Annotated in this window: 14 protein-coding genes; all 14 read right to left on the bottom strand. The window is 63.3% G+C overall.

Annotation, left to right across the window (positions count from 1 at the left end; all coding sequences use genetic code 11):
* Nucleotides 1–148: 148 nt before the first annotated feature.
* The 14 genes from osmF to ldtR all read right to left on the bottom strand — a co-directional run bounded on the left by osmF (nt 149) and on the right by ldtR (nt 12,815).
* The gene (gene osmF, locus NKH97_RS23250) at nt 149–1,060 is read right to left on the bottom strand and encodes a glycine betaine ABC transporter substrate-binding protein OsmF (RefSeq protein WP_128305719.1); all 912 of its coding nucleotides are present in this window, start codon (nt 1,058–1,060) and stop codon (nt 149–151) included.
* Between the two features lie 176 nt (nt 1,061–1,236).
* Nucleotides 1,237–2,454, bottom strand: a complete 1,218-nt coding sequence (locus tag NKH97_RS23245) for an MFS transporter (RefSeq protein WP_128305718.1) — start codon at nt 2,452–2,454, stop codon at nt 1,237–1,239.
* The gene (gene nusB / locus NKH97_RS23240; protein ID WP_352798867.1) at nt 2,451–2,951 is read right to left on the bottom strand and encodes a transcription antitermination factor NusB; all 501 of its coding nucleotides are present in this window, start codon (nt 2,949–2,951) and stop codon (nt 2,451–2,453) included. Before nusB ends, NKH97_RS23245 begins: the two co-directional genes overlap by 4 nt.
* Nucleotides 2,948–3,442: a 6,7-dimethyl-8-ribityllumazine synthase gene (ribH, locus tag NKH97_RS23235; RefSeq protein ID WP_128305717.1), complete on the bottom strand. Its 495-nt coding sequence runs from the start codon at nt 3,440–3,442 to the stop codon at nt 2,948–2,950. The genes nusB and ribH overlap by 4 nt, the downstream gene beginning before the upstream one ends.
* Before the next feature lie 107 nt (nt 3,443–3,549).
* A complete protein-coding gene (locus tag NKH97_RS23230; RefSeq protein ID WP_023810230.1) occupies nt 3,550–3,753 on the bottom strand; it encodes a type II toxin -antitoxin system TacA 1-like antitoxin in 204 nt (67 codons plus the stop codon).
* Nucleotides 3,753–4,370 carry a riboflavin synthase gene (locus NKH97_RS23225; RefSeq protein WP_023810229.1) on the bottom strand — a complete coding sequence of 206 codons (618 nt, stop codon included), beginning with the start codon at nt 4,368–4,370 and terminating at the stop codon, nt 3,753–3,755. The genes NKH97_RS23230 and NKH97_RS23225 overlap by 1 nt, the downstream gene beginning before the upstream one ends.
* A 12-nt stretch (nt 4,371–4,382) precedes the next feature.
* The gene (ribD, locus tag NKH97_RS23220; RefSeq protein ID WP_352798866.1) at nt 4,383–5,498 is read right to left on the bottom strand and encodes a bifunctional diaminohydroxyphosphoribosylaminopyrimidine deaminase/5-amino-6-(5-phosphoribosylamino)uracil reductase RibD; all 1,116 of its coding nucleotides are present in this window, start codon (nt 5,496–5,498) and stop codon (nt 4,383–4,385) included.
* Between the two features lie 2 nt (nt 5,499–5,500).
* A complete protein-coding gene (gene nrdR, locus NKH97_RS23215) occupies nt 5,501–5,980 on the bottom strand; it encodes a transcriptional regulator NrdR (RefSeq protein WP_023810227.1) in 480 nt (159 codons plus the stop codon).
* Nucleotides 5,981–6,154: 174 nt separating this feature from the next.
* Entirely contained in the window at nt 6,155–6,805 is a 651-nt protein-coding gene (locus NKH97_RS23210) for a hypothetical protein (RefSeq protein WP_352798865.1), read from the bottom strand.
* 76 nt (nt 6,806–6,881) lie between these two features.
* Nucleotides 6,882–8,195 carry a serine hydroxymethyltransferase gene (gene glyA / locus NKH97_RS23205; protein WP_292700113.1) on the bottom strand — a complete coding sequence of 438 codons (1,314 nt, stop codon included), beginning with the start codon at nt 8,193–8,195 and terminating at the stop codon, nt 6,882–6,884.
* A 126-nt stretch (nt 8,196–8,321) separates the two neighbouring features.
* Entirely contained in the window at nt 8,322–9,968 is a 1,647-nt protein-coding gene (locus tag NKH97_RS23200; protein ID WP_352798864.1) for a Na+/H+ antiporter, read from the bottom strand.
* A 140-nt stretch (nt 9,969–10,108) separates the two neighbouring features.
* Nucleotides 10,109–11,362: a L,D-transpeptidase family protein gene (locus tag NKH97_RS23195; protein WP_023810224.1), complete on the bottom strand. Its 1,254-nt coding sequence runs from the start codon at nt 11,360–11,362 to the stop codon at nt 10,109–10,111.
* 362 nt (nt 11,363–11,724) lie between these two features.
* Nucleotides 11,725–12,123, bottom strand: coding sequence for a hypothetical protein (locus NKH97_RS23190; RefSeq protein WP_352611698.1), 399 nt, complete (start codon nt 12,121–12,123; stop codon nt 11,725–11,727).
* Nucleotides 12,124–12,299: 176 nt separating this feature from the next.
* Complete coding sequence (gene ldtR / locus NKH97_RS23185; RefSeq protein WP_008875359.1) at nt 12,300–12,815, bottom strand: transcriptional regulator LdtR; 516 nt, start codon at nt 12,813–12,815, stop codon at nt 12,300–12,302.
* Between the last annotated feature and the right edge of the window lie 85 nt (nt 12,816–12,900).

The raw sequence follows: 12,900 nt of genomic DNA, 5'->3' as shown, positions 1-12,900 counted from the left end.
GTTCAGAAGCAACCCTGTCGAGGCACGCACCTTTGACGGGTTGGGAGGTCGGCGGGACAGCACCCCCCTCTGTCCTGCCGGACATCTCCCCCGCAAGGGGGGAGATCAGCAGCTTCCAGAGGGGGGTGCCTTGCACCGGTGTCACTGACTACTTCAAAAACCCGTTCTTCTTCAAAAAGTCCTCGGCGACGCCCTTGACCGGCTCGCCGCCGACCTGCACGCGACCGTTCAGCTCCTGCAGCGTGACGAGGTCGAGCTTGGCGAAGACCGGCTTCAGCAGCGTCTCGATCTCGGGATGTTCCTTCAGCACCGCTTCGCGGATGATCGGCGCCGGCTGGTAGACCGGCTGCACGCCCTTGTCGTCGTCGAGCACGACGAGGCCGGACGGTGCGATGCCGCCATCGGTGCCGTAGACCATGGCTGCATTGGCGCCGTTGGTCTGGTTGGCGGCCGCTGCGATGGTTGCCGCCGTGTCGCCGCCCGAAAGGGTGATCAGTTGGTCCGGCTTCAGCGTGAAGCCATAGGTGGTCTGGAAAGCCGGAAGTGCAGCCGCCGAATTGACGAACTCGGCGGAAGCCGCCAGCACCACCTGACCGCCGCCCGCGACATATTTGCCGAAGTCGGTGAGCGTGGCAAGTTTGTTGGTCTCGGCGACTTCCTTGCGCAGCGCGATCGCCCAGGTGTTGTTTGCGGGCGACGGCGACAGCCAGACGATCTTGTTGGCGTCGTAGTCGAGCTTCTTGGCCGTTTCATAGGCCTTGGCGGCGTCTTTCCAGACCGGGTCGTCGGCCTTTTCGAAGAAGAAAGCGGCGTTGCCGGTATATTCGGGATAGATGTCGATCTCGCCGGCGGTGATCGCCTTGCGCACCACCGGCGTGCCACCGAGCTGGATACGGTCCGATGTCTTGATGTTGTTGGCGTTGAGCACGAGCTGGATGATGTTGCCGAGCACGCCGCCCTCTGTGTCGATCTTGGAAGAGACAACCACCTGGGCATTGGCGGTAGCCACCGTAATGCCGAGCGCCAATGCCGCGCCGGCCAGAAACTTGACTGAAAACATTGTGAAACCCCTTGCTATGAACCGAAACGCGGTGCCGCATATGAGCATGGCTTCAACGGCCAGTCGGGGCACACGGTTTCATAACAATAGGTACAGACGCAATATTTTTGTTACGGAGCGGTAAATTCGACCGACATCGTGCTGACAGCGCCGTGTCAGGTGAAACGGCGGATGGATCAGGCTTCGGCTTTGCGCAAGCTCGTCAGCTTGAGCGCGCCGAGCGCCACGAAGCACAGGACGGTGACCGGAAAGACTATCCAGTTCAGCATCTCCCAGCCCCAGGCATTGTAGACCATGCCCGACATCAGCGAGGCGCAGGCGACGGAGCCGAACAGGACGAAGTCGTGGAAGCCTTGCACCTTGCCCTTTTCCGACGGCCGGTAGGTGGCGGCCACCATCGCGGTCGCGCCAATGAAGCCGAAGTTCCAGCCAAGGCCTAGCAGGATCAGCGACGTCCAGAACTGCCACAGCGCCAGGCCCGACAGAGCGACAATGGCGCAGCCGATGAGCAGGATCAGGCCGGTGGCCACAATGCGTTCGGCGCCAAAGCGATGGATCAGCGAGCCGGTGAAGAAGCTTGGCGCGAACATCGCCATGACGTGCCAGGAGATGCCGAGCGTCGCGTCGTTCTCCGACAGGCCGCAACCGACCATGGCCAGCGGTGCGCCCGTCATGACGAAGCTCATCAGCGCATAGCTGCCAACCGCGCAGAAAAGCGCGGCGACGAAACGCGGCTGCGTGACGATTTCAGCCAGCGGCCTGGCGTCGCTGTCGGCGATCTCCACCTTGCCGGATGCTTTCGTCGGCAGCCGCAGGAACGACAGGATGATGGCGCCGACCGCTGCCAGCGGCAGGATGGAGACGAACGAACCGGCAAACATGACCGGCGCAAGCAATTCGCGGGTGAAGATGACGATCTGCGGTCCGAGGATGGCGGTGACGATGCCGCCGGCCAGCACGAAGGAGATGGCGCGCGCCTTGAATTCAGGCGGTGCGTTGTCGGCGGCGGCGAAGCGGAACTGCTGGACGAAGGCGCCGCCGACACCGATCGTGAGCAAGCCAAAGGCAAACAGCCAGAAGCTGCCTTGAAAAAGCGCTAGCGTGGCGATCAGGCCACCGAGCGCCGTGACGATCGTGCCGGTCATGAAACCGCCGCGCTGGCCCATACTACGGATGATAGCCGCCGCAGGCAGCGCGCCGAGCGCCACGCCGATGTTGAAGCCGGTGATCGGCGCTGTCGCCAATGATTTGTCGGGACCAAGCAGATATTGCCCGGCCAGCGCCCCCACGGAGATGGCGATGGGGGCCGCCGAGCCGATGATCGCCTGCGAGGCGGCGAGGATCAAAGCGGTGCGGCGCGCCTCCTGACCAGCCTCGAAGGCGATGGCCGTCATGATGCGTCCTTGCCGCGCCCTTCGCCACGCACCCGGCGTGACACACGGTCGAGCACGGCATTGACCAGCTTCGGCTCGTCCTCCTCGTAGAAGGCCTTGGCGATGTCGACATATTCGGAGACGATGACCGCGACGGGGACATCCTCGCGCTTCGTCAACTCGTAGACGCCGGCACGCAGAATGGCACGCAGCGTCGAATCGAGCCGCGACAATGGCCAGTCCTCGGTCAGCGCCTGGCGGATGATCGGATCGATGGTCTTCTGGTTCTCGACGACGCCCGCCAGAATAGCGCGAAACCATTGCGCATCGGCCTCGCGGTAGAGCGCACCGTCGACTTCCTTGCCAAGGCGAAACGCCTCGTATTCGGCGGTGATCTCGAAGACGCCGCTACCGGCCACATCCATCTGGTAGAGCGCCTGTACGGCGGCCAGACGGGCAGCACCGCGCTTGTTGGCGTGGCGCACCGCAGGCTGGCCGGGCGAAGCGGGTTCGCTCACGATCGCGCTCCCAATTGTTCTTTGAGGGCGATCATGGTCAGCGCCGCACGCGCCGCGAAACCACCCTTGTCACCCTCCGAGCGCTTGGCCCGCGTCCACGCCTGTGCGTCGTTCTCGGTGGTGAGGATGCCATTGCCTATGCAGACCGAGTCCTGCACGCTCAAATCCATGAGCGCGCGGCTGGATTCATTGGCGACAATGTCGAAATGATAGGTGTCGCCGCGGACGACGGTGCCGAGCGCGACAAAGCCGTCATAACTCGTGCCGCCTTCCGTCGCGCCGTCCAACGCGAAGGTAATCACCGCGGGGATCTCGAGCGAACCTGGAACGGTGACGACATCATAAGTCGCGCCCGCTTCATCGAGCGCGCTTGTCGCGCCATCGAGCAGCGCGTCGGCAAGGTCGTCGTGAAAGCGCGCTTCGACAATGAGCAGATGCGCCTTCGCCTTCGGACGAATGAAGGCTTTGCCGTGTTGGGATGTACCAGCCATAAAAGTCTCCGGGGAGTTGCCGGTGACTTAGGCCGAAGCCGGGTTCATCGCAAGCGGAAGATTGTCCACGTTGCCGAAGGTCCGCAGAACTTATTGGTTTCCAGTGCTCACACGCCTGTATTGTGACGGTAGCCACGCACGGTATCGCGCAGACGATCGTTCACCGATCGAGGATTGATCAAGGCTTCAACGAAGACTCTGCTGTCGTTGACGGACAGATCGAGTTGCGAGTGCTCTTCGGTGTTCACATCGGCCTGCACCTCACGCATCAACTTGTCTTCCTGCGTGGAATTCACCCTGTCCTTGGTCATCAAAGCCCCTCTTTCGTCGCCTCCACCAGCCGCGCCGCATAGCGGGCCATGGTGTCGATCTCGAGGTTGACGCGGTCGCCGACCTTGCGCTCGCCCCAGGTGGTCACGGTCAGCGAATGGTGGATCAAAAGCACGTCGAAGCGCGTGCCTTCGACCTTGTTGACGGTGAGCGAGGTGCCGTCGAGCGCGACGGAGCCCTTGGGCGCGATGAACTTCGCCAGGTCGCGCGGCGCCTCCAGCGTGAAGCGCACGGCGTCGCCCTCATCCTTGCGCTCGACGATTTCGGCCATGCCGTCGACATGGCCCGAAACGATGTGGCCGCCGAGTTCGTCGCCGATCTTCAGCGCCCGCTCCAGATTGACCTTGGTGCCGGATTTCCAGCCCGAGGCCGTCGTCAGCCTCAGCGCCTCTTCCCAAGCCTCGACCTCGAACCAGCGCGCGTTCGAGCCGCTGTCGGGCAAGGCAGTGACTGTCAGGCAAACACCGCCGCAGGAGATCGAGGCGCCGATGGCGATGGTCTGCGGATCATAGGCGGTGTCGATGCGCAGCCCCACCCCTTCCCTGAGCGGCTCGACGGAAGCGACAGTGCCGACATCGGTGACAATTCCGGTAAACATTGGTGTTGATCCCTAGAGGTCTCTTATCCACTCGGCGTAGCTGTCTTCGCCGAAACGCATGTCGCGCAGTTTGCGAAATCCTGCCGGGATATGGTCGGCGTCGATCGGCGATGCAATGCCGTCGTCGCCGATCGCTTCCGGCCCCTGGAACAGCACAACGCGGTCGACCAACCCATCGGCCAGGAAGGCGCTCGCCACCTTGGCGCCGCCCTCGACCAGCACGCTGCCCATGCCGAGCGCGGCCAGATCCTCGAGCAGTTCCGGCAGAGCGATGCCGCCCTCATGTGTTTCAGTGCCGATGAAGCGCACGCCTGCGCGTTCGAGTGCTGCCCGCCGCAGCGGATCGGCCTCCAGGCAAGCGGCGACATAGAGCGGCACCCGGTCGACGCCCGAAACCAGCTTCGAGGCCTCCGGCAACCGGATCTGGCGGTCGAGCACGATGCGGGCAGGCGAACGGTTCTCCAGCCCCGGCAAACGCACCGTCAGGGCCGGATCATCCTCAAGGGCCGTCCCGATACCAACCAGTATGCCATCCGCCTCGGCCCGCATCAGATACACTTCGCGGCGCGCGATATCTCCGGTGATCGACACCTGCCCACCGCCTTCCCTGCCGATCTTGCCGTCGCTGGAAAGCGCAAGCTTGAGAATCACTTCTGGGCGTTTTCTCAATGATCGGATCAAATAGCCGGCCATCTGCTCGGCGGCTTGCTCGGCCAACACCTTCTCGACCACCTCGACACCGGCGGCACGCAGGATCGCGTAGCCCTTGCCGGATACGCGCGAATCGGGATCGCTGGCCGCACCGACGACGCGTGCGACACCGGCATTGACCAGCGCATTGGCGCAAGGCGGCGTGCGGCCGTGATGGGCGCAAGGCTCCAGCGTGACGTAAGCGGTGGCGCCGCGCGCGAGGTCGCCGGCCTCGGCCAAGGCCTCGGTCTCGGCATGCGGGCGGCCGCCGACAGCGGTGACGCCGGTGCCGACGATCATCGGGCCATTGCCGTCATCGCGTACGATCAGCGTGCCGACGGAGGGGTTGGTCCCGGTGCGCCCGGCATTTTTTCGCGACAGTCTGAGTGCCGCCGCCATGAAGCGGCGATCAAGGGCGGCCTGTTCGCTTGCAGTCATGCTCAGCTGGCTTCCTCTTCACCCTTGATTTCGTCGCCCTTGAGCTCGCCCAGCAGTTCGTGGAAATCCTTGGCCTCGCGAAAATTGCGGTAGACCGAGGCGAAACGCACATAGGCGACATCGTCGAGCGATTTCAGCGCTTCCATGACCAGCCGGCCGACTTCTCCCGAAGCAACCTCAGTCTCGCCGGAACTTTCGAGCTGGCGCACGATACCGGTCACCGCGCGGTCGATGCGCTCGGGATCGACATTGCGTTTGCGCACGGCGATCTCCACCGAACGCAGCAGCTTGTCGCGGTCGAAGGGTACTTTGCGGCCCGATTTCTTGACCACGACGAGGTCGCGCAACTGCACGCGCTCGAAGGTGGTGAAGCGACCGCCGCAATCGGGGCAGACGCGCCGCCTGCGGATCGCCGCGCCATCCTCGGCGGGGCGCGAATCCTTCACCTGCGTATCTTCCGACTGGCAATAGGGACAGCGCATGGAGAAGCCTTTGGTTGGCGAATCTGGTGAAGCGAAAGGCTTAGAGGTTTTTGCAGCGATGGCAAAGTGTCGCCAACAGCCCCTCGCCCTTCAGAGCCCCTCGTCGCACAGAGATAGCGAGGCGCAAGCAGGATTGCCAGCCTCGCCAGGCAGCCGCACAGCGTACCGATGTCTTCAGGGAGCGACGTCGGCGGTCGGAAATCCGCATGATGTGCCGAGACTGCGATAGGCCTTGGTGAAGCCGTCCATGGATATGCTTCCGACCGGCGCGTCGCCGAAGAAGACGTCAAGCACCGATGCCCGCCGCATGGCGCGCAGGAGCGCCAGGCTGGTCTTGGCCTGATTGTCCACGGTCCAGCTGAGCCGGCCGTTGACGGCGCCATCGGAATGGAGTTTTGCGGCGACACGGCCCTTGTCGTCGTCGAAGGTGGCGGCGACGGACTTGCCGGCCGGCAGATCCTTGTTGTCGACGGCGATCGTTACGGACGGGTAGGCATCCGGCGGCAGTGCATCGCCGTTCGTGATGACGAGCGTCAAGGTACCGGGCACGCCGCCCGCGCCGATAAAGGCGGTCGAGGCAGCGCAGGTCTTGCGCAGATCCTCACCGGTGTCGACCTCGTCGACCAGGGTCGACCATCTGCCGAAAGTTTCGAGCTTGGGTGCCGCCTGGGCCGCCGCCGCCGGCTCGGCCTGAGGTGCGGGTTGCGCGGGCGCGGCTTGAGCAGGGGCGGTTTGCGCCAAGGCGATGCCGGGGAAAGGCACGGCGATCAAAGCAGCCAGAGCGCCAACGGCGCCAAGGTCGGCGAAACGAAATGGTCGCATCATCAAGGCTCCTGCCGGCCGCCCCGGCCTGCTGCAACGACGCTTGTGGTTGCAGCAGGCGGTAAGACTTCCTATCGCGTCAGCCCAGATAGGGATAGAGCGGGAAACGATCGGTCAGCGCCACGACCTTGGCCTTGACCGCAGCTTCGACAGCGGCATTGCCCTCATCGGAATTGGCGACCTTGAGACCATCCAGCACTTCGGCGATCAGCTTGCCGATCTCGCGGAATTCGGCCTGGCCGAAGCCGCGCGTGGTGCCGGCCGGGGTGCCGAGACGCACGCCCGAGGTGACGAAAGGCTTTTCCGGGTCGAACGGGATGCCGTTCTTGTTGCAGGTGATGTTGGCGCGGCCCAGCGCCGCCTCGGCGCGCTTGCCGGTGGCGTTCTTGGGCCTGAGGTCGACCAGCATGAGATGGTTGTCGGTGCCGCCGGAGACGATGTCGAGACCGGTCTCCTTGAGGCTGGAGGCCAACGCCTTGGCGTTGGCGGCAACGCTCTCGGCATAGACCTTGAAGCTTGGCTTCAGCGCTTCGCCGAAGGCCACCGCCTTGGCAGCGATGACATGCATCAGCGGGCCGCCCTGCAAGCCGGGGAACACCGCCGAATTCATCTTCTTGGCGATGTCCTCGTCATTGCACAGGATCATGCCGCCGCGCGGGCCGCGCAGCGATTTATGCGTCGTGGTGGTCACGACATGGGCATGCGGCAGCGGCGACGGGTGCACGCCGCCGGCGACGAGGCCGGCGATGTGCGCCATGTCGACCATCAGATAGGCGCCGACCGCGTCGGCGATCTCGCGAAACCGCTTCCAGTCCCAGACGCGCGAATAGGCGGTGCCGCCGGCCAGGATCAGCTTCGGCTTGGTCTCATGCGCCGTCTTCTCGATGGCGTCCATGTCGAGCAGATGGTCGTCCTGGCGCACGCCATAGGAGACGACCTTGAACCATTTGCCGCTCATGTTGACCGGCGAACCATGGGTCAGATGGCCGCCGGAATTGAGGTCGAGGCCCATGAACGTGTCGCCCGGCTGCAAGAGCGCCAGGAACACCGCCTGGTTCATCTGGCTGCCGGAGTTCGGCTGGACGTTGGCGAAGTTGCAGCCGAACAGCTTCTTGGCGCGCTCGATGGCCAGTTCCTCGGCCACATCGACGAACTGGCAGCCGCCATAATAGCGCTTGCCGGGATAGCCCTCGGCATATTTGTTGGTCATGATCGAGCCCTGCGCCTCAAGCACGGCGCGGGAAACAATGTTTTCCGAGGCGATCAGCTCGATCTCGTGGCGCTGGCGGCCGAGTTCGTTGCGGATGGCGCCAAAAATCTCCGGATCGGCATCTTCTAGCGTGGTTTCGAAGAAGGATTCGAATTTGTTCGACACTGCCGCTGCTGTTGCCATGGCCTGAAATCCTCGGGGTTCGGGGGCTGCGAAGGTTCGCCGGGCCATTAACACAGTTGTTTTCGCCCCGCCACGTTTGCGGCGCGAAATTTGCTGGCCGGTTTGCGCCAGCGAGGCAACAAGAGGCTATTTCCTCGCCTTGCGGCCTTTCAGCAGGGCCTCGGTGAGCGTGATCTCGGTAAACAACGCTTGCGACGTATGGTCGTTGATCTCGCCGCTCCGAAACATGGCGCGCACGGCTGCGCGCTCGGCCTCGATGCCGGCGAGCCGCAGTTCCAGCTCCAGCCTTCCGGATTCGCGGGCCTCGGCGCGGGCCTCATCGGCTTCGTCCGAGGCGGCGATGCGGCGCCGGTAGCCGGCGACGATGCTGTCGGCGGCGGCAAGCCTGGCGCCGGGCACCTCGCCTCCCTCATCGTCACCAACTCCAGCGATGCTCTCGATGCGTGCGATTGCCGCCTTGGCGGCGCCGACACGCGCGAGGCGCTCCTCGGCTGCGCCGGCATCCTCGCCCGGTTCGACCAGCCCCCTGGCGATCGTCGGCAGAGCGAGGCTGGCGAAGACCAGCGAACAGATGATGACGCCGGCGGCGAGGAAGATGACCAGGTCGCGCGCCGGAAACGGCGAGCCGTCCGGCATGGCGAGCGGCAGCGACAATATGCCGGCCAGCGTGATCGCGCCGCGCACGCCGGCCACCGAACCGGCAAGCCGCACGCGCAACCCGAACGGCTCCACCTTGCGCTTGCCCAGACGCGCGGCGATGCCGGCCGCGATATCGCCCACCCAGATCCACAGGAAGCGCAACGCGATCAGGCACAGCGTCAGCGCGATGACGGTCGCGATCGGCTGGATGATCGGGTGCAGGCTCATGAGTTCCGGCGGCACATGGCGGATGATGTCGGGAAGCTGCAGGCCGAGCACGATGAAGAGAGCGCCGTTGAAAACGAAGGAAAGCGTCGTCCACAGCGACATCGTCTGCATGCGCGCCGAGACACCGAGGAAGCGAAACACGCCGGAGCCGCCGGTGAGCAGGCCGGCGGTGACCGCCGCCAGGATGCCGGAAGCTCCGACATGCTCGGCGCCGAGATAGGCTATGAAGGGCAGCAGAACCATCACCAGCACCTGCGCCTCGGCCGGCACGCCGCCGATCCGGTTGAGCAGTTGCAGCAGCTTGGCGGCAACGAACAGCGCCGCCACGCCGATCAGGATGCCGATCGCCACGGCATAGAGAAAACTGAGCGAAGCCGCGGCAAGGGAAAAGCTACCGGTCAGCACCGCCGCGACGGCAAAGCGGAACATGACCAGCCCCGACGCATCGTTGAGCAGCGACTCGCCTTCCAGAATGTGCATCAGCCGCGCAGGGACGACATTTCTGTCGACGATCGAGGACACGGCCACCGCGTCGGTCGGCGACAGCACCGCGGCGAGCGCGAAAGCGACGACCAGCGGGATGCTCGGCACCAGCCAGTGCAAGGCGTAGCCGAAGCCGACGATGGTGAAGAAGACGAGCCCTATGGCAAGATCGAGGATCGGTCCGCGCAGCGCCATCAATTCACGCTTCGGCGCGCCATAGGCATCGCCGAACAGCAGCGGCGGAATGAACACCAGCAGAAACAGTTCCGGATTGACATCGACATGGATGCCGCGCACCGGCCAGGCGAGCGCGGCACCGATCGCAATCTGCAGCACCGGCAACGGTACCCGCACCAGGCGAACCAGAGCGCCGGAAAGCGCCACAAAGACGAGCACGACCAGTATGAAGACGGCGACTTCCATGGTCCGGTTCCAGGCTTTCCGCCGACCATGCGCAAAGCCGGCCGATCCGTCCAGCCGCCCGTCCCGTAAAAAACGCCGCGGCACCCAATCAATAAAAAGGCCGCCTTGAGAGGCGGCCTTTTTAGATAAGAATCAAATGCTTACAGCGCAGACGTGATCTGCAGTTCGTTGTTGCCATCAAGCGCGTAGACGTCGTCGCGGAACTGCACCACGCCCGGACCGGTCGACCAGGCCGAGAGATAGAGGAAGTGAACCGGCACCGGATTGGTGACCTGGATCGGCGTGTTTTCACCGGTCTTGATCGCCGCCTCGAAATGCTGGCGATCCCAGCCGGGCGTGTCGCGCAGGATCCAGGTGACGAGGTCGCGCACATTCTGCACGCGCACGCAGCCCGAGGAATCGAAACGCAGCATCTTGCCGAACAGGCTCTGCTGCGGCGTGTCGTGCATGTAGACGCCGTCAGGGCTCGGGAAATTGATCTTCACCGACGCCATGGCGTTTTCCGAGCCGGGATCCTGGCGGAAACGGTACTTGGCGGCGTCGTCGGTCGACCAGTCCACATTCATCGGATCGACTTCGCTGCCATCGGGCGCGAACAGGCGGATGTGGCTGTTCTTGAGATAATCGGGATTTTTCCGCATCAGCGGAATGATGTCCTTGCGCACGATCGAGACGGGCGCGTTCCAGTATGGATTGACGATGATCTCGTTGATCTTGGAATTGACGATCGGCGTCTGCCGGTCGATCTTGCCGACGATCGCGGTGTGGCGAAGCACGACACGGTCGTTCTCGACCGCTTCGACCTGCGCTGCCGGAATGTCGACCAGCACGTAACGGCTGCCCAGCGTGCCGGCCTTCTCGCGCAGCCGCTGCAGATTGGTCTGCAACTGGCCGAGCCGGATCTGCGCCGAAACGTTCATCGCTGCATAGGTGTATTTGCCGAGCGCACCATCGGCAGGCAGGCCGTGGCGCAGCTGGAAGCGCTTGACCGCCGAGTCGACATAGGAATCGAAAGCCGTCGAAATGCCGGCGCTCTGCGATAGGTCGCCGGAAACCATCAGCCGCTTGCGCAACGGCACCACATCCGGGTCGTCGACGCCAAGCTGCAGCTTCTTGGTTGCGGGAACTTCGACCCAGCCACCCTGCCCGACAATGTTCTGGTATTGCCCGACCGCCTGTTCCGTGAAGGCGACGGTCTGCGGGCTGAAGATCGGCAGCGTCGAGGCCACCTTGCCGCCCTCGCTGGCGCGGGCGTCGAACTGGTCGTCCCAATTGCCGCGCGCCGAGGATTTCAGGATATCACCGATCACATCCTGCGCATTGGCGCCGCCGGCGACCACCGCTGCTGCGAGCGCGGAGGCTCCGGAGAGGAAAAAACGACGGCTGGTTCTCATGGACGTTCCAGACATTTGTAGCAGTTCGATCACTTGCTGCGTTGATCACCGGGCGATCTCGCCCGCACTGTAAAATTGGCAATCTTAACAATTAGCCAACCATGCTCCGTATCACCTTGGTGTGACAGCGCCCAGGCGCGATACGGATTGCGGGTGAACGCATGGTCTTCACACCAGCATCACTGCCACTCTCGGTTCCATTGGAATATGGCGGCAACGTGGCCTTGGCCCGCGATTTGCATCGGGCGCCGCAGCGAAATGAAAGGCCCGTGCTTTTTCGGTATCGATCGGCATCCTTGATCGCGTCAAGCAGACGGCGGTTCGGCCGCTCCACGAGACGCGCTGCCTATCCTCACGATCCCTCAGTGTGAGGTTTCAACCTTTGGGCCCGGACCTGGCTTCGCCTTCAATTCCGAACATCGTTGCAACACCTCATGCTGGGGGTAGCGCAGGACTTTGTTGTCCTCGAGTTTGAGCAGCAGCTCCCGCCTCTTGTCTGTGCTCTCGCCGTCCGTACACGTCATATCCAGGATGACGACATCCAGGCGGTTGATCTTCTGAACCTTGTCCAACGTGCAGCGGACCTCCCACATTTCCATTGCTTTGTCGGTAAACGTCACTATCGAGTCATTGTTGTCACAGGGCTCGCTGCCTTCCCCAGCGAAAGAATCCTTCCACCATTCCTCGGCAAAAGCCGTTTGCGAGACCAACAAAAGCACTGCGGCAACCGAGCAAATCTTCGTGCGTTTTCCCTCACCCATAACGCGCCCCTCCAGGCCGTGACATTAGGCACTGCTGCAGCGAAAGCAAACCTGGCCGGATATTTGGGCTTTGGGATCAGGAAAAGAAAAGGCCGATGCCTCTCGGCACCGGCCCTGACTGAAGGTCGATATTTCGGCCGCGCTTCTGTGGCGCGGGCCGGATCCGATGCGACGCCTTACATCCGGTAGGCGATGGTGTCGTTCCAGAAGCGGTCGAGCCGCTGCAAAGCGCGGTTCATCTGCTTGAACTCGTCGGTGTTGATGCCGCCGACCTGTTCGATCGAGCCGACATGACGCTCGTAGAGGCCAGCAACGACCTCCGCCACCTCGTTGCCCTTCGGCGTCAGCGAGACACGGACCGAACGGCGGTCGATGCGCGAGCGCTGGTGGTTGATGAAGCCGAGATCGACCAGCTTCTTCAGATTATAGGAGACGTTGGAGCCGAGATAGTAGCCACGCGAGCGCAGCTCGCCGGCGGTCAGCTCGGAATTGCCGATATTGAACAGCAGCAGCGCCTGGATGGCATTGATGTCGGAACGGCCGTTGCGGTCGAATTCGTCCTTGATCACATCAAGCAGGCGGCGGTGCAGCCGCTCAACAAGCTGCAGCGATTCCATGTACAGGGAACGGATAGCCTCGCGGCGATCGTCGGATACGTTGGCGGTCTTCGCCGCCGGACGCGAATTGATCATTGTCTTTGCCTCTCGTTTGTCGCCCTGGTGATTTTTTGTTTTTCACCTTGATCGCGACACTATCGAATACTCATAAAATTCGACT

It is taken from the genome of Mesorhizobium sp. M0870, assembly GCF_040319775.1.
Classification (GTDB): domain Bacteria; phylum Pseudomonadota; class Alphaproteobacteria; order Rhizobiales; family Rhizobiaceae; genus Mesorhizobium.
Note: the sequence above shows the minus strand (reverse complement) of the source record. Positions and strands in the feature narration are given on the sequence as shown.